Annotated in this window: 16 protein-coding genes, 2 tRNA genes and 3 rRNA genes; 10 read left to right on the forward strand and 11 right to left on the reverse strand. The window is 56.6% G+C overall.

What is annotated here, in order from left to right:
- Window positions 1-92: 92 nt before the first annotated feature.
- The 5 genes from rrf to NF676_RS18570 form a co-directional block, all read right to left on the reverse strand.
- A 5S ribosomal RNA gene (rrf, locus tag NF676_RS18550) occupies window positions 93-208 on the reverse strand.
- A gap of 154 nt (window positions 209-362) precedes the next feature.
- A 23S ribosomal RNA gene (locus NF676_RS18555) occupies window positions 363-3,256 on the reverse strand.
- 238 nt (window positions 3,257-3,494) lie between these two features.
- A tRNA-Ala gene (locus tag NF676_RS18560) sits at window positions 3,495-3,570 on the reverse strand.
- Between the two features lie 10 nt (window positions 3,571-3,580).
- Window positions 3,581-3,657 (reverse strand) — tRNA-Ile (locus tag NF676_RS18565).
- 123 nt (window positions 3,658-3,780) lie between these two features.
- Window positions 3,781-5,317, reverse strand: a 16S ribosomal RNA gene (locus tag NF676_RS18570).
- Together the 16S, 23S and 5S rRNA genes with 2 tRNA genes alongside form the textbook arrangement of a ribosomal RNA operon.
- Window positions 5,318-5,984: 667 nt before the next feature.
- On the opposite strand from NF676_RS18570, the gene rhtA reads away from it, so the two are divergent.
- On the forward strand, window positions 5,985-6,872 hold the full coding sequence (rhtA, locus tag NF676_RS18575) for a threonine/homoserine exporter RhtA (RefSeq protein WP_252886574.1): 888 nt from the start codon (window positions 5,985-5,987) through the stop codon (window positions 6,870-6,872).
- Window positions 6,873-7,039: 167 nt separating this feature from the next.
- Entirely contained in the window at window positions 7,040-7,321 is a 282-nt protein-coding gene (locus tag NF676_RS18580) for a hypothetical protein (protein WP_056788609.1), read from the forward strand.
- Here NF676_RS18580 and NF676_RS18585 read toward each other — a convergent pair whose 3' ends face one another.
- Window positions 7,322-7,891 (reverse strand): TetR/AcrR family transcriptional regulator, encoded by a 570-nt coding sequence (locus tag NF676_RS18585; RefSeq protein WP_150742473.1) that lies wholly within the window; start codon window positions 7,889-7,891, stop codon window positions 7,322-7,324.
- Between the two features lie 92 nt (window positions 7,892-7,983).
- Here NF676_RS18585 and NF676_RS18590 point away from each other — a divergent pair, with 92 nt between their 5' ends.
- A complete protein-coding gene (locus tag NF676_RS18590) occupies window positions 7,984-8,712 on the forward strand; it encodes an SDR family oxidoreductase (RefSeq protein ID WP_252886575.1) in 729 nt (242 codons plus the stop codon).
- Between the two features lie 41 nt (window positions 8,713-8,753).
- Complete coding sequence (locus NF676_RS18595; protein ID WP_150638872.1) at window positions 8,754-9,350, forward strand: 2-hydroxychromene-2-carboxylate isomerase; 597 nt, start codon at window positions 8,754-8,756, stop codon at window positions 9,348-9,350.
- A 44-nt stretch (window positions 9,351-9,394) separates the two neighbouring features.
- Here NF676_RS18595 and NF676_RS18600 read toward each other — a convergent pair whose 3' ends face one another.
- The 5 genes from NF676_RS18600 to NF676_RS18620 all read right to left on the reverse strand — a co-directional run bounded on the left by NF676_RS18600 (window position 9,395) and on the right by NF676_RS18620 (window position 14,090).
- Window positions 9,395-11,203 carry an aminopeptidase P family protein gene (locus tag NF676_RS18600; protein WP_252886576.1) on the reverse strand — a complete coding sequence of 603 codons (1,809 nt, stop codon included), beginning with the start codon at window positions 11,201-11,203 and terminating at the stop codon, window positions 9,395-9,397.
- A gap of 65 nt (window positions 11,204-11,268) precedes the next feature.
- Window positions 11,269-12,435, reverse strand: coding sequence for an aminotransferase class V-fold PLP-dependent enzyme (locus NF676_RS18605; RefSeq protein ID WP_252886577.1), 1,167 nt, complete (start codon window positions 12,433-12,435; stop codon window positions 11,269-11,271).
- 205 nt (window positions 12,436-12,640) lie between these two features.
- A complete protein-coding gene (locus NF676_RS18610; protein WP_150638866.1) occupies window positions 12,641-13,255 on the reverse strand; it encodes a LysE family translocator in 615 nt (204 codons plus the stop codon).
- 101 nt (window positions 13,256-13,356) lie between these two features.
- Window positions 13,357-13,626, reverse strand: coding sequence for a hypothetical protein (locus NF676_RS18615; RefSeq protein ID WP_073472521.1), 270 nt, complete (start codon window positions 13,624-13,626; stop codon window positions 13,357-13,359).
- 101 nt (window positions 13,627-13,727) lie between these two features.
- On the reverse strand, window positions 13,728-14,090 hold the full coding sequence (locus tag NF676_RS18620) for an antibiotic biosynthesis monooxygenase (protein ID WP_252886578.1): 363 nt from the start codon (window positions 14,088-14,090) through the stop codon (window positions 13,728-13,730).
- Between the two features lie 93 nt (window positions 14,091-14,183).
- Between NF676_RS18620 and soxR the strand changes: the two genes are divergently transcribed.
- The 6 genes from soxR (at window position 14,184) to NF676_RS18650 (ending at window position 18,071) form a co-directional block, all read left to right on the forward strand.
- The gene (gene soxR, locus NF676_RS18625; protein ID WP_150638863.1) at window positions 14,184-14,636 is read left to right on the forward strand and encodes a redox-sensitive transcriptional activator SoxR; all 453 of its coding nucleotides are present in this window, start codon (window positions 14,184-14,186) and stop codon (window positions 14,634-14,636) included.
- 112 nt (window positions 14,637-14,748) lie between these two features.
- Window positions 14,749-15,207 carry a VOC family protein gene (locus NF676_RS18630; RefSeq protein WP_150638861.1) on the forward strand — a complete coding sequence of 153 codons (459 nt, stop codon included), beginning with the start codon at window positions 14,749-14,751 and terminating at the stop codon, window positions 15,205-15,207.
- A 215-nt stretch (window positions 15,208-15,422) separates the two neighbouring features.
- On the forward strand, window positions 15,423-16,622 hold the full coding sequence (locus NF676_RS18635) for a PepSY-associated TM helix domain-containing protein (protein ID WP_016770800.1): 1,200 nt from the start codon (window positions 15,423-15,425) through the stop codon (window positions 16,620-16,622).
- Window positions 16,619-17,161: a PA2404 family protein gene (locus NF676_RS18640; RefSeq protein WP_056788587.1), complete on the forward strand. Its 543-nt coding sequence runs from the start codon at window positions 16,619-16,621 to the stop codon at window positions 17,159-17,161. The genes NF676_RS18635 and NF676_RS18640 overlap by 4 nt, the downstream gene beginning before the upstream one ends.
- Window positions 17,158-17,499: a hypothetical protein gene (locus NF676_RS18645; RefSeq protein ID WP_056788584.1), complete on the forward strand. Its 342-nt coding sequence runs from the start codon at window positions 17,158-17,160 to the stop codon at window positions 17,497-17,499. Before NF676_RS18640 ends, NF676_RS18645 begins: the two co-directional genes overlap by 4 nt.
- Window positions 17,496-18,071: a DUF6162 family protein gene (locus NF676_RS18650; protein ID WP_056788582.1), complete on the forward strand. Its 576-nt coding sequence runs from the start codon at window positions 17,496-17,498 to the stop codon at window positions 18,069-18,071. Before NF676_RS18645 ends, NF676_RS18650 begins: the two co-directional genes overlap by 4 nt.
- Window positions 18,072-18,079 lie beyond the last annotated feature (8 nt).

Below are 18,079 nucleotides of genomic sequence, written 5' to 3' on the forward strand. Positions count from 1 at the left end.
TCAGGATGAATTTCCCCGGTGGCACTCTGAAAACTTTCTCGCAGGCAAAACAAAACCCCAACTGCTTTCGCAATTGGGGTTTCGGAATTTAATCTTGACGATGACCTACTCTCACATGGGGAAACCCCACACTACCATCGGCGATGCATCGTTTCACTGCTGAGTTCGGGATGGGATCAGGTGGTTCCAACGCTCTATGGTCGTCAAGAAATTCGGGTACTGACTCGTGACCAGACGGCCTCGCTTCAGCAAATTGGGTATGTGACAGCTAGGTGTTTGTGAATTTCGAACTTTCGGTTCGTTTCGTCTTCACACACCGCAATCTGGTGCCTTTTCAGGTCAGCAAATTGCTTGGGTGTTATATGGTCAAGCCTCACGGGCAATTAGTATTGGTTAGCTCAACGCCTCACAGCGCTTACACACCCAACCTATCAACGTCGTAGTCTTCGACGGCCCTTCAGGGAACTCAAGGTTCCAGTGAGATCTCATCTTGAGGCAAGTTTCCCGCTTAGATGCTTTCAGCGGTTATCTTTCCCGAACATAGCTACCCGGCAATGCCACTGGCGTGACAACCGGAACACCAGAGGTTCGTCCACTCCGGTCCTCTCGTACTAGGAGCAGCCCCTCTCAAATCTCAAACGTCCACGGCAGATAGGGACCGAACTGTCTCACGACGTTCTAAACCCAGCTCGCGTACCACTTTAAATGGCGAACAGCCATACCCTTGGGACCGGCTTCAGCCCCAGGATGTGATGAGCCGACATCGAGGTGCCAAACACCGCCGTCGATATGAACTCTTGGGCGGTATCAGCCTGTTATCCCCGGAGTACCTTTTATCCGTTGAGCGATGGCCCTTCCATACAGAACCACCGGATCACTAAGACCTACTTTCGTACCTGCTCGACGTGTCTGTCTCGCAGTCAAGCGCGCTTTTGCCTTTATACTCTACGACCGATTTCCGACCGGTCTGAGCGCACCTTCGTACTCCTCCGTTACTCTTTAGGAGGAGACCGCCCCAGTCAAACTACCCACCATACACTGTCCTCGATCCGGATAACGGACCTGAGTTAGAACCTCAAAGTTGCCAGGGTGGTATTTCAAGGATGGCTCCACGCGAACTGGCGTCCACGCTTCAAAGCCTCCCACCTATCCTACACAAGCAAATTCAAAGTCCAGTGCAAAGCTATAGTAAAGGTTCACGGGGTCTTTCCGTCTAGCCGCGGATACACTGCATCTTCACAGCGATTTCAATTTCACTGAGTCTCGGGTGGAGACAGCGCCGCCATCGTTACGCCATTCGTGCAGGTCGGAACTTACCCGACAAGGAATTTCGCTACCTTAGGACCGTTATAGTTACGGCCGCCGTTTACCGGGGCTTCGATCAAGAGCTTCGCGTTAGCTAACCCCATCAATTAACCTTCCGGCACCGGGCAGGCGTCACACCCTATACGTCCACTTTCGTGTTTGCAGAGTGCTGTGTTTTTAATAAACAGTCGCAGCGGCCTGGTATCTTCGACCGGCATGAGCTTACGGAGCAAGTCCTTCACCCTCACCGGCGCACCTTCTCCCGAAGTTACGGTGCCATTTTGCCTAGTTCCTTCACCCGAGTTCTCTCAAGCGCCTTGGTATTCTCTACCCAACCACCTGTGTCGGTTTGGGGTACGGTTCCTGGTTACCTGAAGCTTAGAAGCTTTTCTTGGAAGCATGGCATCAACCACTTCGTCACCCAAAGGGTAACTCGTCATCAGCTCTCGGCCTTAAGATCCCGGATTTACCTAAGATCTCAGCCTACCACCTTAAACTTGGACAACCAACGCCAAGCTGGCCTAGCCTTCTCCGTCCCTCCATCGCAATAACCAGAAGTACAGGAATATTAACCTGTTTTCCATCGACTACGCTTTTCAGCCTCGCCTTAGGGACCGACTAACCCTGCGTCGATTAACGTTGCGCAGGAAACCTTGGTCTTTCGGCGTGGGTGTTTTTCACACCCATTGTCGTTACTCATGTCAGCATTCGCACTTCTGATACCTCCAGCAAGCTTCTCAACTCACCTTCACAGGCTTACAGAACGCTCCTCTACCGCATCACCCGAAGGTGATACCCGTAGCTTCGGTGTATGGTTTGAGCCCCGTTACATCTTCCGCGCAGGCCGACTCGACTAGTGAGCTATTACGCTTTCTTTAAAGGGTGGCTGCTTCTAAGCCAACCTCCTAGCTGTCTAAGCCTTCCCACATCGTTTCCCACTTAACCATAACTTTGGGACCTTAGCTGACGGTCTGGGTTGTTTCCCTTTTCACGACGGACGTTAGCACCCGCCGTGTGTCTCCCATGCTCGGCACTTGTAGGTATTCGGAGTTTGCATCGGTTTGGTAAGTCGGGATGACCCCCTAGCCGAAACAGTGCTCTACCCCCTACAGTGATACATGAGGCGCTACCTAAATAGCTTTCGAGGAGAACCAGCTATCTCCGAGCTTGATTAGCCTTTCACTCCGATCCACAGGTCATCCGCTAACTTTTCAACGGTAGTCGGTTCGGTCCTCCAGTCAGTGTTACCTAACCTTCAACCTGCCCATGGATAGATCGCCCGGTTTCGGGTCTATTCCCAGCGACTAGACGCCCTATTAAGACTCGCTTTCGCTACGCCTCCCCTATTCGGTTAAGCTCGCCACTGAAAATAAGTCGCTGACCCATTATACAAAAGGTACGCAGTCACAGAACAAAGTCTGCTCCCACTGCTTGTACGCATACGGTTTCAGGATCTATTTCACTCCCCTCTCCGGGGTTCTTTTCGCCTTTCCCTCACGGTACTAGTTCACTATCGGTCAGTCAGTAGTATTTAGCCTTGGAGGATGGTCCCCCCATATTCAGACAAAGTTTCTCGTGCTCCGTCCTACTCGATTTCATGACTAAGAGATTTTCGCGTACAGGGCTATCACCCACTATGGCCGCACTTTCCAGAGCGTTCCGCTAATCTCAAAGCCACTTAAGGGCTAGTCCCCGTTCGCTCGCCACTACTAAGGGAATCTCGGTTGATTTCTTTTCCTCAGGGTACTTAGATGTTTCAGTTCCCCTGGTTCGCCTCTTGCACCTATGTATTCAGTACAAGATAACCATCTTATGATGGCTGGGTTCCCCCATTCAGAGATCTCCGGATCAAAGTCTGTTTGCCGACTCCCCGAAGCTTTTCGCAGGCTACCACGTCTTTCATCGCCTCTGACTGCCAAGGCATCCACCGTATGCGCTTCTTCACTTGACCATATAACCCCAAGCAATCTGGTTATACTGTGAAGACGACATTCGCCGAAAATTCGAATTTCTCAATTAAGAGAACTCACAAATTTTACCTTAGCCTGATCCGTTACCAGTGAAAGTAACGTTCAGTCTATCTTTCTATCACATACCCAAATTTTTAAAGAACGATCTAATCAAAAGACTAGAAATCAATATTCAGTACGAATATTCATTTCTAAACTCTCAAACTTCGAAGCAGTTTATGGTGGAGCCAAGCGGGATCGAACCGCTGACCTCCTGCGTGCAAGGCAGGCGCTCTCCCAGCTGAGCTATGGCCCCATAACAAAATTGGTGGGTCTGGGCAGATTCGAACTGCCGACCTCACCCTTATCAGGGGTGCGCTCTAACCAACTGAGCTACAGACCCAATTTCGAGCTTGTAACTGTTAGCTCAGAGCTATCAGCTTGGAGCTTAAAGCTGCTTCTATCGTCTTCTTCAATGAATCAAGCAATTCGTGTGGGAGCTCATGCAGCAGCTGATGTCGTCGATTAAGGAGGTGATCCAGCCGCAGGTTCCCCTACGGCTACCTTGTTACGACTTCACCCCAGTCATGAATCACACCGTGGTAACCGTCCTCCCGAAGGTTAGACTAGCTACTTCTGGTGCAACCCACTCCCATGGTGTGACGGGCGGTGTGTACAAGGCCCGGGAACGTATTCACCGCGACATTCTGATTCGCGATTACTAGCGATTCCGACTTCACGCAGTCGAGTTGCAGACTGCGATCCGGACTACGATCGGTTTTATGGGATTAGCTCCACCTCGCGGCTTGGCAACCCTTTGTACCGACCATTGTAGCACGTGTGTAGCCCAGGCCGTAAGGGCCATGATGACTTGACGTCATCCCCACCTTCCTCCGGTTTGTCACCGGCAGTCTCCTTAGAGTGCCCACCATTACGTGCTGGTAACTAAGGACAAGGGTTGCGCTCGTTACGGGACTTAACCCAACATCTCACGACACGAGCTGACGACAGCCATGCAGCACCTGTCTCAATGTTCCCGAAGGCACCAATCCATCTCTGGAAAGTTCATTGGATGTCAAGGCCTGGTAAGGTTCTTCGCGTTGCTTCGAATTAAACCACATGCTCCACCGCTTGTGCGGGCCCCCGTCAATTCATTTGAGTTTTAACCTTGCGGCCGTACTCCCCAGGCGGTCAACTTAATGCGTTAGCTGCGCCACTAAGAGCTCAAGGCTCCCAACGGCTAGTTGACATCGTTTACGGCGTGGACTACCAGGGTATCTAATCCTGTTTGCTCCCCACGCTTTCGCACCTCAGTGTCAGTATCAGTCCAGGTGGTCGCCTTCGCCACTGGTGTTCCTTCCTATATCTACGCATTTCACCGCTACACAGGAAATTCCACCACCCTCTACCATACTCTAGCTTGCCAGTTTTGGATGCAGTTCCCAGGTTGAGCCCGGGGATTTCACATCCAACTTAACAAACCACCTACGCGCGCTTTACGCCCAGTAATTCCGATTAACGCTTGCACCCTCTGTATTACCGCGGCTGCTGGCACAGAGTTAGCCGGTGCTTATTCTGTCGGTAACGTCAAAATTGCAGAGTATTAATCTACAACCCTTCCTCCCAACTTAAAGTGCTTTACAATCCGAAGACCTTCTTCACACACGCGGCATGGCTGGATCAGGCTTTCGCCCATTGTCCAATATTCCCCACTGCTGCCTCCCGTAGGAGTCTGGACCGTGTCTCAGTTCCAGTGTGACTGATCATCCTCTCAGACCAGTTACGGATCGTCGCCTTGGTGAGCCATTACCTCACCAACTAGCTAATCCGACCTAGGCTCATCTGATAGCGCAAGGCCCGAAGGTCCCCTGCTTTCTCCCGTAGGACGTATGCGGTATTAGCGTTCCTTTCGAAACGTTGTCCCCCACTACCAGGCAGATTCCTAGGCATTACTCACCCGTCCGCCGCTGAATCCAGGAGCAAGCTCCTTTCATCCGCTCGACTTGCATGTGTTAGGCCTGCCGCCAGCGTTCAATCTGAGCCATGATCAAACTCTTCAGTTCAAACATCTTTGGGTTTTTAAGAAACCCTAAACTTGGCTCAGCAATCGTTGGTTACATCTTTGATTTCTCGCGGAGTAACTTGTGATGCTGATAATCTTGTTGACTATCAGTCTGACTGCACAAGCACCCACACGAATTGCTTGATTCAGTTGTTAAAGAGCGGTTGGTTAAGATCTTTCGTCTCAACCGAGGCGCGCATTCTACAGCAGCCTCATTTGCTGTCAAGTGATTATTTTCAGAAGTTTTCGAAGAATTCTTCAACAACTTCAACCACTTGCGCTTCCGATCTCTCGTTAGCGGGAGGCGAATTCTACAGCGTTAATCGCTGCTGTCAACACCTCTTTTTCTCCGCTTTCGACCGAGAAGATCGAACCGTTAAAAGAGCTACACATCACTGCCCTTTCAACTCCTTCCAGGCTTCGATGACCTGAAGCAAGCCGCTGTCGAAAACTGCGTAACTCTCTGAATCTCAAGGAGTTTTCCGTTTCGACTGCGCCGGAAGTGGGGCGAATTATAGACCTCTGGAATCTGCCGTCAACCGTTAATTTCGCTTTTCTTTCAAATCAGCAAAAACGCTTTCTATATATAGACGCGACCCCATCCAATGCGCAGTATATTGCCCACTACCACAACAATACTGTGTTTTTGCCTTGGATGCTGCCGCGCAATGAATGATCAACCTCGCTCCCTTGCTTCCACATTGTTTCCGGTTTGCCTGCTCATGATAGCCATGGCGTCCATCCAGTCGGGCGCTTCTCTGGCCAAAAGCATGTTCCCCATTATCGGCGCACAAGGAACAACCACGCTGCGCCTGATCTTTGCCAGCTTGATCATGCTGCTGATACTGCGCCCATGGCGTGCAAAGCTGACCGCCAAGTCTCTTCGTACCGTGATCGTCTACGGAATGGCACTGGGAGGAATGAACTTCCTCTTTTATATGTCGCTGCGCACAGTGCCGCTGGGCATCGCCGTTGCGCTGGAATTCACCGGCCCATTGGCGGTAGCTATATATGCCTCCCGCCGCGCCATCGATTTTGTCTGGATCGCGCTCGCTGCAGTCGGTTTGCTCCTATTAATACCTACTGGGGCAACCACTGCTGGCATTGACCTCGTCGGAGCGGGCTATGCGCTGGGCGCCGGGGTCTGCTGGGCGCTGTACATTTTGTTCGGGCAAAAGGCCGGCGCCGATAACGGGGTGACGACGGCAGCCCTCGGCGTAATGATCGCAGCGCTGTTCGTGGCACCGATCGGAATCGTTCATGCCGGCGCTGCGCTGCTTACACCATCACTGATTCCGATCGCTATCGGCGTCGCCATTCTGTCCACCGCCCTGCCCTATACCCTGGAGATGGTCGCGCTGACGCGTATGCCCGCGCGCACCTTCGGCACGCTCATGAGTATCGAACCGGCCTTTGGAGCACTATCAGGTCTGCTTTTTCTCCAAGAATACCTTTCATTGTCACAATGGCTGGCCATCCTGTGCATTATTCTGGCTTCAGTGGGCGCAACCATGACCATGGGTAGCGGAGCAAAGCCTGCTGTCGCGGCTGACTGAAGCGTAGCGAAAGTGGCTCTGGTAATTGGCGCTCATTTAGGCCATGTTTAGCTGCGTAACCCATCGCCAGGCATGGATTTTTTCGCAAAGGACGGCACCACGCTGCAAACGCGAGCGAATACAGGCAGACCCGAGCACCAGACTCGCGGCCGCTATTAAGGATGGTAATGAAACGAATTTTGCTAATGATCGCCCTGCTGGCGATCGCGAGTTGCGCAGCGACCTCGGAAACCCAGGTCAAACGCGGCAAGAAGGGACTGCACATCAACTGTTCCGGTCTTTCATCCTCATGGGACAAGTGCTACAGCAGCGCAGCCAACTCCTGCGCTCCCAAGGGTTACAAGGTGATCGCCAAATCCGGGGATGCCGTCGAGGAACCTGGCGATTATCCGTTCGGCCTGAACCCCGCCGGTTATACCAGCCGCAGCATGATCGTCATCTGCAAATAACTACTCGGCTCGTGGCAAAGCGAGCTGACGAGTGATTTGCTCATGACTCGAGCGCAACACCGTACGCTGCACGTCCGGTGTTGCCAGCATTCGCGCGACCACCAACGCACCCACACATTGCGACAGCACCGACCAGGCCAGACTCTCGCTTTCCAGGATCTCAGCCCAGCCCTGCTGAAGACGGCAGATCCACTGTTCAGCCTGCTCACGCACCTGCATATCGGCACGGGCAACCTCTGCGCCCAATGTCGGCAGCGCGCAACCGGACTCTGGTTGCTCGACGTGGGCCATGCTCAGGTACTGCTTCAGACAACGCTCCAGCCGCTGCCGATCTGCACCGCCCTGGCCACCAAGGCGCTCAAGACTTTCACTCAACTCTCGCTCGACGATGGCAGCGAACAACGCATCCTTGGATGAAAAGTGGCTGTAGAACGCGGCGCCACTCAAACCGATGGCTTTCATCAGGCCATCCACGCCCACCGTGGAAAACCCCGATTTCTTCGCCGACAGCGCGCTGCTTTGCAGCAATCGTTCGCGGGTTTCCGATTTGTGTCCGGCCGAATAACGCATGTCCTCTCCTGAAAATAGATCGCCTTGACGCTGCCCAAATCCTAGCATAACGTTCGTTAACTAAACGATCGTTAACCAAAAAGGGTTCACCCATGAATAACAAGAAGGTCGTGTTGGTTGTCGGGGCCGGCGATGCCACGGGCGGGGCGATTGCCAAGCGCTTTGCCAGTGAGGGATTTATAGCCTGTGTGACCCGGCGCAGCGCCGACAAATTGAAGCCTCTGGTTGACGCAATCATCGCTGAGGGCGGTGAGGCCCATGGTTTTGCCTGCGATGCGCGCAAGGAAGAAGACGTCATCGCCTTGATCGAAGACATCGAAACCCGCGTCGGCCCGATCGAGGCCTTTGTCTTCAACATCGGCGCCAACGTGCCCTGCAGCATTCTCGAAGAAACCGCGCGCAAATATTTCAAGATCTGGGAGATGGCCTGCTTCTCCGGCTTTCTCAATGCCCGTGAAGTGGCCAAGCGCATGGTGACTCGGCAGCGCGGTACGATTCTGTTCACTGGTGCCACGGCCGGGCTGCGCGGCGCCTCTGGATTTGCCGCTTTCGCTGGAGCCAAACATGGCATCCGCGCACTGGCGCAAAGCATGGCGAGAGAGTTGGGGCCGATGAACATTCATGTCGCCCACATCGTGGTTGATGGTGCGATTGATACCGACTTCATCCGCAACAGCTTTCCCGAGAAATACGCGACCAAGGATCAGGACGGCATTCTCGATCCAGAGCACATCGCCGAAAACTATTGGTTTCTGCACAGTCAGCCACGGGATGCCTGGACTTTTGAGCTGGACCTGCGTCCTTGGAACGAACGCTGGTAAGCCCTCCCCCCTCATTACAACAATAAGAGAGCAATTTGATCATGACGAAAACTGTGGAATTCTATTTCGACCTCGGCAGCCCCACCACCTACCTGGCGCACACCCAGCTACCGCAAATCTGCGCCGATACCCAAAGTGAACTGATCTACATCCCGATGCTGTTGGGAGGTGTGTTCAAAGCCACCGGCAACGCTTCTCCGGCAGTGATTCCGGCCAAGGGCCGCTACATGTTTCAGGACCTCGATCGCTTCGCCAAACGCTACGGCGTACAGCTCAGATTCAATCCGCACTTTCCAATCAACACGCTGATATTGATGCGTGCCGTTACTGGCATGCAGATGCGCCAGCCGCAGCGTTTCGCCGAATTCGTCGATTGCCTGTTCAGGGCGCTTTGGGTAGAAGGTCGTAACCTCAACGATCCGCAAACCATTGCTGCCGTGCTGACTGAAAACGGCTTCGACCCCCAAGAGATAATCGCGCTGACCAACGACGAATCAGTAAAAGCCGCACTCAAGGAAAACACCGAAGCCGCGATCAAGCGCGGCGTTTTCGGTGCCCCCAGCATGTTTATCGGCGATCAGTTGTTCTTCGGTCAGGATCGACTCGACTTCGTGGAAGAGGCATTGCGCCAGGACTGAAGCCAAGCCCCAAGGCATCGCGAGCGGTGCCTTGGGTAAATCGATCAAATGGCCACAGTGCGCTCGTTCAACCAGCTCAACGCCGCGCCATCCAGCAATGGACTAAGTCGCTCACGCACTTCGCGGTGGTAGTCGTTCAGCCACTGCTTTTCTTCGTGGGTCAGCAGGTCAGCAATCAGGCAGCGGGTATCGATCGGGCACAGCGTCAGGGTTTCAAACTTGAGGAAGTCGCCGAATTCGCTGCTGCCGGCCTCACGGTTCATCGCCAGGTTTTCGATGCGCACGCCCCAGCGGCCCGGGCGATAAGTGCCGGGTTCGATCGAGGTGATCATCCCCGGCTGCATTGCCGTTTGTGGCGCCGGTGCCGCCTGATAAGCGATCACTTGCGGACCTTCGTGAACGTTGAGGAAATAGCCCACGCCATGACCAGTGCCGTGACCGTAGTCGACGTTGTCAGCCCAGATCGGCGCACGAGCGATGGCGTCGAGCAGCGGCGACAGAATGCCTTTCGGGAAACGTGCCCGCGACAAGGCAATCACGCCTTTCAGCACGCGCGTGCAATCCTGTTTCTGCTCTTGCGTCGGCGTGCCCACCGGGACCATCCGCGTGATGTCAGTGGTACCGCCGAGGTATTGGCCACCGGAATCGATGAGCAACAGACCATCACCCTCGATCACCGCATGCTCTTCTTCGGTAGCGTGATAGTGCGGCATCGCGCCATTGGCGTTGAACGCGGCAATCGTGTTGAAGCTCAGCGAAACGTAATCGGGACGACGTTCACGGGCAGCGGTAAGTTTCTCGTCGATGGTCAGTTCGGTGATACGCTCACGCCCCCACGCCGATTCCAGCCAGGCAAAGAATTCGCACAACGCCGCGCCATCCTGCTCCATCGCTTTACGGATGTGTTGAGCGTCGGCTTCGCTTTTCTGCGATTTGGCCAACGTAGTCGGGTTGAGGCCCTCGACCAGTTTCACACCACTGTCGAGGTTATCCAGCAACCCCGTGGTCACTCGCGCCGGATCGACCAGAAGGCTCGCGCCACTCGGCACAGACCGCAACGCATCGGCCACTTCGCTGTAGTCACGCAGCGTCACGCCATCCTGCTCCAGTACCGCGCGCAGATCGGCATCGACCTTGCTCAGCGCCACGAACAGCGTGGCCTGTTGCTGATTGATCAAGGCGAACGAAACAAACACCGGATTGAACGAAACATCACCGCCACGCAGGTTGAACAGCCAGGCGATGTCATCCAGGGTGGCGATGAAGTGCCAGTCGGCACCACGTTCTTGCAAGGTTTCGCGCAATTTCGCCAGTTTCTCGCCACGGCTGACGGTCGCTTGCGGCGGCAGATGCTGATAGATCGGCGCGTTCGGCAGGCTCGGGCGATCACGCCAGACTTCCTGCAACAGGTCGATATCGGTGCGCAGGCGAGCGCCGCGTGCTTCGAGTTTGCTGCTCAGCGTACGCGCCGACGCCACTGCCATTACCGCGCCGTCGACCGCAACCACGCCGCCCTCAGGGGTTTGTTCGGCCAGCCAGTCCAGCGGGCTCGGCTGCCCCGGTTGCAGTTTGACCAGTTCGATGCCGCTGCCGTTGAGCTCTTTCGTCGCCTGTTCCCAGTAACGACTGTCGGCCCACACACCGGCGAAATCAGCGGTGACGATCAGCGTACCGACCGAACCGTGGAAACCCGACAGCCATTGCCGGCCCTGCCAGTAACCCGGCAGGTATTCCGAAAGATGCGGGTCGGCGGACGGCACCAGCAGCGCATGGATGCCTTCGCGGCGCATCAGTTCACGGGTATGCGCCAGGCGCTGAGGCACCGATCCTTCGGTCAAGGTGTGGGAACTCATCATGTCTCCTGCTAATCGCGTCATCGTTATTGTTCGTAGCCTTCGCGGCCATGGAAAGCGTCTGTTTAAAGCCCTGTCGCCCAGAATGCCGGGGCACTGGCGCAGGCAGTTGTGATCAGGTCAACGGCCTTGTCGACATCCTCGACGGTGGTAAACCGCCCGAGGCTCAAGCGAATGGTGCGCCCCGCCAGCCGCGCATCGTGCCCGAGCGCGAGCAGCACGTGGGACGGTGCGTTGCTCGCGGAATTACACGCCGACGTCGCGGAAAACGCGATCGAATGGTTCAACGCGGCGCTGTTGAACTCGCCCTCGCTGAAGGTCAGGCTTAAGGTGTGCGGGATTCGTTGCGATTCACTGCCATTGAGGCGCACGCCGGGCAACTTCAAAAGCTGTTCGAGCAAGCGTTCGCGCAAAGCGATGATGGACTCTTTCTCTTCATCGAATGCGTCGGCGGCCAAAGCGAAAGCAGCGCCCATCCCGGCAATCTGATGAGTCGCCAGGGTTCCGGAGCGCAGGCCACCTTCATGACCACCACCGTGAATCTGCGCCTGCAAGCGTTGCTGCGCCTGCGGGCCGACATACAAAGCGCCGATGCCCTTGGGGCCGTAGAGTTTGTGTGCGGAAAACGACATCAGATCCACCGGCCAGCGGCTCAGGTCGATCGCGACTTTGCCGGCGCCTTGCGCAGCATCGACATGAAACAGGGCCTGCCGACCGCGCACCACCTCGCCAATTGCCTCGACATCGTTGACCGTGCCCAACTCGTTGTTGACCAGCATCAGCGAGACCAGAAAGGTGTCGTCACGCATCGCTTCGCTGACCGCTTGCGGCGTGATCAAGCCTTGGTCGTCCGGTACCAGATAGGTCACGGCAATGCCTGAGTCCTGCAATTGCCGCGCGGTGTCGAGAATGGCCTTGTGTTCGATCTGACTGGTAATGATGTGCCCGCCGGAAATGCCACGGGCCTGGGAGACGCCTTTGAGGGCGAGGTTGTTGGACTCGGTGGCACCGGAGGTCCAGACAATCTGCTCAGGCTGCGCGCCGACCAGATCGGCTACTTGCCGACGTGCCTGCTCGACCGTCTGCCGGGCCTGCTGGCCGAAAGCGTGGGAGCTGGACGCCGGGTTACCGAAGTTACCGTGAAAACCCAGACACTCGATCATCACCTGGATGACCCGCTCGTCCACCGGGGTGGTGGCGGCGTAATCGAAATACAACGGACGTGTGTTCATAAAGGACTCGCAGAGCGTGTTCCGGGATCAGGAGGCTCGTGTCTGCAAACGACAATGCACAGCCTCGTGAGCTGTGCATGGGTTCGAGAGCGTCATCAATACCTGATCGGATGCCGTTAAAGAAGTAGGGCTTCATTTAAAAGTGCGTAGGAACGCTCCTGAAACCGAGCTTAACAGGCATCGGGCCGGCGTTTGAAGCAATGCGTCAGTGAAAGCTTTCCAGAAGTAACGGATACAACGAGATCACCAACAGCGCTGCCATGCCCCAATTGAACACGCGCAACCAGCGCGGATCTTTCAGCACATTGCGCAACAGCGTGCCGCACGCCGCCCACAGGCCGACACTGGGCAGATTGATGACGGCGAACACCGCCGCGATGATCACGACGTTATAGAAATAACCCTGCATCGGCGTGTACGTGCTGATGGCACCGATTGCCATGATCCACGCCTTGGGATTGACCCACTGGAACGCCGCGGCGCCCAGATAACTGATCGGTTTCGCCTCGCCGTCGACACTGTCGCCGACCGGGCCGGAGTGGGCGATTTTCCACGCCAGATACAACAAATACGCCGCGCCGACATACCGCAGCACCGTATACAGAATCGGGTAGGCCTGAAACACCGCGCCAAGGCCAAAGCCCACCGCTACCACCAATAGAAAGAAGCCGCAGCTGATGCCGAGCATGTGCGGAATGGTGCGGTTGAAACCGAAATTCACTCCGGAAGCCAGCAACATGGTGTTGTTCGGCCCCGGTGTGATCGAGGTGACAAGGGCAAACAGGGCAAAGGCCAACAGCAGATCAAGCGAGAGGTTCATCGAGGCAGTCCATCCAGGGTCATTCAGCTGTTGACCCTATCCCACACCGCCCGGCAAACCCACGGACAGTTAGGGAAAACTTCAAGCAGTACAGTTTGCTTTCAGCTCGGACGACCGTGCAGCTGTATGGCACGTTCGGCGCTCATCTCACCCTGCTGATCGAAGCCGAAAGTCTTCTGCGGCTGACCGAGCAATCGGGCTTTTTTCGCGTGGTATTCGTCGAACGACAAGCCGCTGCGGTTCAGCGCTTCCAGCGCCAGTTCGCGGGATTCCTCAGCGGTATAAGGGCGCAGCTCGGGAGAAACATGGCCGGCACAACCGGCGAGTACGGAAACAGCGAGCATCAGCGAAACAGTCAGTAAACGGTTCATGGGAGCGTCCTGGCGAGCAATGTGGGGTCGATGGAGAAAGGCTACGCCCGGGCACGCTCGCGCAGAAATCAACGCTCTCAATAGTGGCTATCAGGTTGGCACTAATACTGGCTGACCGGCAGACGGCAGTGCAGCGCATCGTCGTGGCTGCGGGCAATGCTGCTGTGCACCTGGAACGAGTTGAAGGTCACGGTTTTCGCCCGATGCGTACGGATCAATTGCCAGAAATCCTGCTCGCCGCTTTCGAAACTGCGAAATGCCACCTCCCCCGCTTCGCGACTTTGCCACTGCAAAAAACTCAGCACGCGGCGGCCGTCGTCGCTGGCTTGCACGCTGGCGCTGAGAAACCCGTCGTAACGCTGGGCCAGCCCCTCGGTCTGCGTCGCCAGTGCCGAGACCAGCGCCGCTTGCTGGCGGGGTTCGATTTCGAATTCGATCAATTGGGTAAAGCTGCGATTGCTCATGGAAAGCCCCCACTCATCTTGAAGCGAGCCTTGCGACCCGAAGAGCTGCAGGGTAAAACCTCTAGTTAAGTCAAGGTCAAGGGTATTTTCAGCATGATCAGCAAAGACCAGGTGCACAAGCCTCTCACCGTTGGGGAGGTCTCGGCGCGCAGTGGCGTCGCGGTCACGGCGCTGCACTTTTATGAAGCCAAAGGTTTGATCAAGAGTGAGCGCAATGCCGGCAATCAGCGCCGCTATCCGCGCGCCGTCCTGCGCCGGGTGGCGTTGATCAAAGTCGCGCAACGGCTGGGAATACCGCTGGCGGAAATCGGCGAAGCGCTGAAGATCCTGCCGCAGGATCGCGCGCCATCGGCGGCGGACTGGAAAATGCTGTCTGAACAATGGCAGCGCGAGCTCGACGAACGAATCAGGCAATTGACGCTGATGCGCGATCAGCTCACCGGGTGCATCGGCTGCGGCTGTCTATCCATGGAAGCGTGTCCGTTACGCAATAAAGGCGACATGCTCGGTGACCGAGGCCCAGGCCCGCACTTTCGCGATGAATGATGATTGCTGCTCGTCGGCGGAAAATCTGTGCAGTAAGGACGGTTCTATAGTGATTGCTCCGGGTAAGTCCGGTGTAACCACATCTGTTGAAAACAAAAACAGGGAGAACGTCATGAGCGTCAAACCCATTCCCGAGGGGTATCACAGCATTACCCCGTATCTCGGCATCCAACAGGCTGCCGAGGCCATCGAGTTCTACAAAAAAGCCTTCAACGCCACCGAAGTCATGCGCCTGACCATGCCCGACGGCAATATCGGCCACGCCGAACTGCGCATCGGCGACAGCGCGATCATGCTTGGCACCCCTTGTGATCAGGGGCCGTTGAGCAATCCGCAGCAGGCGGTGTCGATCGGCTTGCACCTGTATGTCACCGATGTCGACCAGTCCTTTCAACAAGCGCTGGATGCCGGGGCGCAAAGCGTCTCCGAGGTCAAAGACCAGTTTTATGGTGATCGCAGCGGCACGCTCAGAGATCCGTTCGGCCATCTGTGGTTTCTCGCCACGCACAAAGAGGATCTGAGCGAAGAGCAGATTCGCCAGCGGGCGATGGAGATGTTTAACCAAGGTTGAGGGTTTTTTACCTCGGATCAACCGGCAGAAATACACTGCCGATGTAATTGCGAAACATTTACTTTCATATCCGCTTTCGGGATTTTCTTCGCTCATCCGTCTTATAGGAATGCAGGCCGTTCGCGTAGGCAAAAGCCACGAACGGCCTCCCCGGGGAGTTCCGTGCTGCGAAGCCCGTAGCCCGGCCCCTTCCACCGCAATCAAGACGCGCAATCATGTCGAAGAAATCCCGTTCCAAACTGTGGTTCCTGGTGCATAGCTGGCTGGCGTTGCCGATCTGGTTCTTTGTGTTGATCGTCTGTGTCACCGGCACGCTGGCGGTGGTCAGCCAGGAGATTGTCTGGCTGGCCAACCCGCAAATGCGCGCCAGTCAGCCGTCGGACGACGCGCCGCGACTGAGCTACGACCAGATCCTCGCCGCGATCAAACAGGCCGAGCCGCAAACCCTGGTGCAGAGCATCAATCGTCCGGACGAGTCGCACTTTGCCCTCGACGTCGAAGTCAGCTACCCCGACGGGCGCTCGTTGACGGTCTATGTCAATCCGTACACGGGGGTCATTCAGGGCACCGCGCCGGCCTTCGATTTCAAGGCGTTCACCCGCGCCCTGCACGGCTGGTGGCTGGTGCCGTTCACCAACGGCTACAGCTGGGGCTGGTATCTGGTGTCATTGCTCGGCGTGCCGATGCTGGTGTCGCTGATTACCGGGCTGGTGGTCTACAAGCGCTTCTGGAAAGGTTTTTTGCGCCCGACCCTGCGTGTACGCCATGGTGCGCGGATCTTCTGGGGCGACTTCCATCGCCTGTGCGGCATCTGGTCGATCTGGTTCATCGCGGTGATTTCCATCACCGGCATCTGGTTCCTGATCAAGGCGATCCTGTTCGATAACCAGATTTCCATTTCCAGCGAACCGATCATTCCGGCGATGTCCCGCGAAAGTGTGCCGATCTCGGCCGCCGGCACCCCGCCGCCGCGCATCAGCCTGGATCGCGCAATAGAAATCGCCCAGCAGAAGATTCCGGGGCTGGAGGCCAGTTACGTCAACCTGCCGGGCAATGCCTACTCGCACATGAGCGTCAGCGGCCGTGGCTGGTATCCGCTGATGTATCAGACCGCGACTCTCAACCCGTACAACGGCGAAATGGCTTCCTCACGGTTGCTGTCCGATCGGTCCTCGCTGGAATTCGTCACCGAATCCATGCGCCCGCTGCACACCGGTGACTTCGGTGGAATCTGGATCAAGTTGATCTGGTTCTTCTTCGGTCTGTTGCTGAGCATGATGATCCTCAGCGGCCTGCTGATCTGGACCAAGCGCACCGCGTTGGCCACCGCCAATGCGCTGAAACGCGAGGACAAGAAAAACCGCGTCACCGCCCAACCGGCGCTGCGCCGTGAACCTTCGGAGGCCAGCCTGTGAACAAAGCCATCTCGGTCACACCGCCGTCGCTCCTGTCGCGTTTCTGGCACAAGTGGCGTTTCCACATCAATGTTCTGCTGTTGCTGATTCCGCTGGGTTTCATGCCGAAATACTTTGCCGATGCCTCGCTGTTTCGCGGCGACAGCGGCCTGGGCCAACGTGAAATAGGCACCGTTCAGGTTGGCCCGTGGAGCCTGCGTCTGGCCGAGTTACGCGAAGAGGCGCCGCACCTTAGCGGTCCGGCCGGCTATATGAAGGATTTCACTGCCGCCGTTTGTGATACCTGCGTCGAACAGGTCAAGGCCACTTACCTGCGCATCGGCAAACCGCGCAGTCTGCGTGCCGCCGGCACGATCTTCTTCGGTACCCCTTACCGCATGGGCACGCAGATGCCGATCCCGGCAAAGACCAAACCTGACGCCGAGCTGTGGATCACCATGGAAGGCTGGGACGGCAGCATGCACCAAGCCGCGATTCCCCTGAGCCAAGCCTCCCCCGCCACGGTTGCGTGGCTGAACAAACAAGGAGCCAAACCATGACTCGCTCACCCTTCCACCCCCGCCTGCTGGCTGGTGCCGCACTGCTGGTGCTGAGCGCCGGGTTCAGTGCCAGCGCCCTGGCGCACAATCCGATGTGCGAATGCAAAGCCATCGATGCCGAACAGATCAAATGCACCGGCGGTTTCTCCGATGGCAGCGGCGCGCCGGGGGTGACGCTCGACGTGATCGGCTACGACGAAACCATTCTGGTGCCGGGCAAACTGGGCGAAGACTCGACCCTGACGTTCAAGAAGCCCGGCAGCGAGTTCTATGTGCTGTTCGACGCTGGCCCCGGCCACGTTGTGGAAATCGACCAGGCGGATATCGAAGCCCCATGAGTAGCCCGACGACGCAAGTGGTACGCCCGGCCGGCGCCGGTCATGAAACCCTCAATGTGCTGCTGTTGTGCCTGCTGATCCTCGCGGTCGCCGGCTCGGTGGTGGCGTGGCGCGGGGTTTCCCATGAACCGGAGCCGGTCGCCAGCAACCAGTACGACGCCCGCCGCGATCTCAGCGCCGCCGAGCAAGGCATCTATGCCGACCTGCGCGTGACCCTCGACGAAATCCGCTTGTTGCGCGAAGAGCAAAAAGCCCTGCCGACACCACAAATGCTCGCCGAAGAAGGTTTCGCGCCGTTCGCGCAGGATGCCAGTTCGGTCAGCCGTGGCGGTCACGCATGGCAGATGTTCGCCGATCGTGCCTATTTCGGTCGGAGTGCGACGCCTGATGTCGCCGGTTCGTTTTTGATGCGTGTCGGCACTGACGCCAACGCGGCGCCGGACATCTGGCTGAACCGCAGCGCCGACCTCGCGCCTGCGGAGGATCTGTCCGACGCGGCGCTGTCCGCCGCTGGCTGGAAACAGATCGTCGCGCAATTCGATGCCGGGGTTACCCGCGAACATCGCCATTGATTCCTCGC

The organism is Pseudomonas siliginis, from assembly GCF_024072275.1.
In the GTDB taxonomy this organism is placed as follows: domain Bacteria; phylum Pseudomonadota; class Gammaproteobacteria; order Pseudomonadales; family Pseudomonadaceae; genus Aquipseudomonas; species Aquipseudomonas siliginis.

Bases quoted from the DNA above. Each gene is read 5' to 3' on its own strand.
- NF676_RS18610 (WP_150638866.1), bottom strand. From the start codon at position 13,255: ATGAACCTCTCGCTTGATCTGCTGTTGGCCTTTGCCCTGTTTGCCCTT.
- NF676_RS18600 (WP_252886576.1), bottom strand. From the start codon at position 11,203: ATGAGTTCCCACACCTTGACCGAAGGATCGGTGCCTCAGCGCCTGGCG.
- NF676_RS18605 (WP_252886577.1), bottom strand. From the start codon at position 12,435: ATGAACACACGTCCGTTGTATTTCGATTACGCCGCCACCACCCCGGTG.
- NF676_RS18645 (WP_056788584.1), top strand. From the start codon at position 17,158: ATGACTCGCTCACCCTTCCACCCCCGCCTGCTGGCTGGTGCCGCACTG.
- rhtA (WP_252886574.1), top strand. From the start codon at position 5,985: ATGAATGATCAACCTCGCTCCCTTGCTTCCACATTGTTTCCGGTTTGC.
- NF676_RS18585 (WP_150742473.1), bottom strand. From the start codon at position 7,891: ATGCGTTATTCGGCCGGACACAAATCGGAAACCCGCGAACGATTGCTG.
- NF676_RS18580 (WP_056788609.1), top strand. From the start codon at position 7,040: ATGAAACGAATTTTGCTAATGATCGCCCTGCTGGCGATCGCGAGTTGC.
- NF676_RS18615 (WP_073472521.1), bottom strand. From the start codon at position 13,626: ATGAACCGTTTACTGACTGTTTCGCTGATGCTCGCTGTTTCCGTACTC.
- NF676_RS18635 (WP_016770800.1), top strand. From the start codon at position 15,423: ATGTCGAAGAAATCCCGTTCCAAACTGTGGTTCCTGGTGCATAGCTGG.
- NF676_RS18650 (WP_056788582.1), top strand. From the start codon at position 17,496: ATGAGTAGCCCGACGACGCAAGTGGTACGCCCGGCCGGCGCCGGTCAT.
- NF676_RS18595 (WP_150638872.1), top strand. From the start codon at position 8,754: ATGACGAAAACTGTGGAATTCTATTTCGACCTCGGCAGCCCCACCACC.
- NF676_RS18620 (WP_252886578.1), bottom strand. From the start codon at position 14,090: ATGAGCAATCGCAGCTTTACCCAATTGATCGAATTCGAAATCGAACCC.
- NF676_RS18590 (WP_252886575.1), top strand. From the start codon at position 7,984: ATGAATAACAAGAAGGTCGTGTTGGTTGTCGGGGCCGGCGATGCCACG.
- soxR (WP_150638863.1), top strand. From the start codon at position 14,184: ATGATCAGCAAAGACCAGGTGCACAAGCCTCTCACCGTTGGGGAGGTC.
- NF676_RS18630 (WP_150638861.1), top strand. From the start codon at position 14,749: ATGAGCGTCAAACCCATTCCCGAGGGGTATCACAGCATTACCCCGTAT.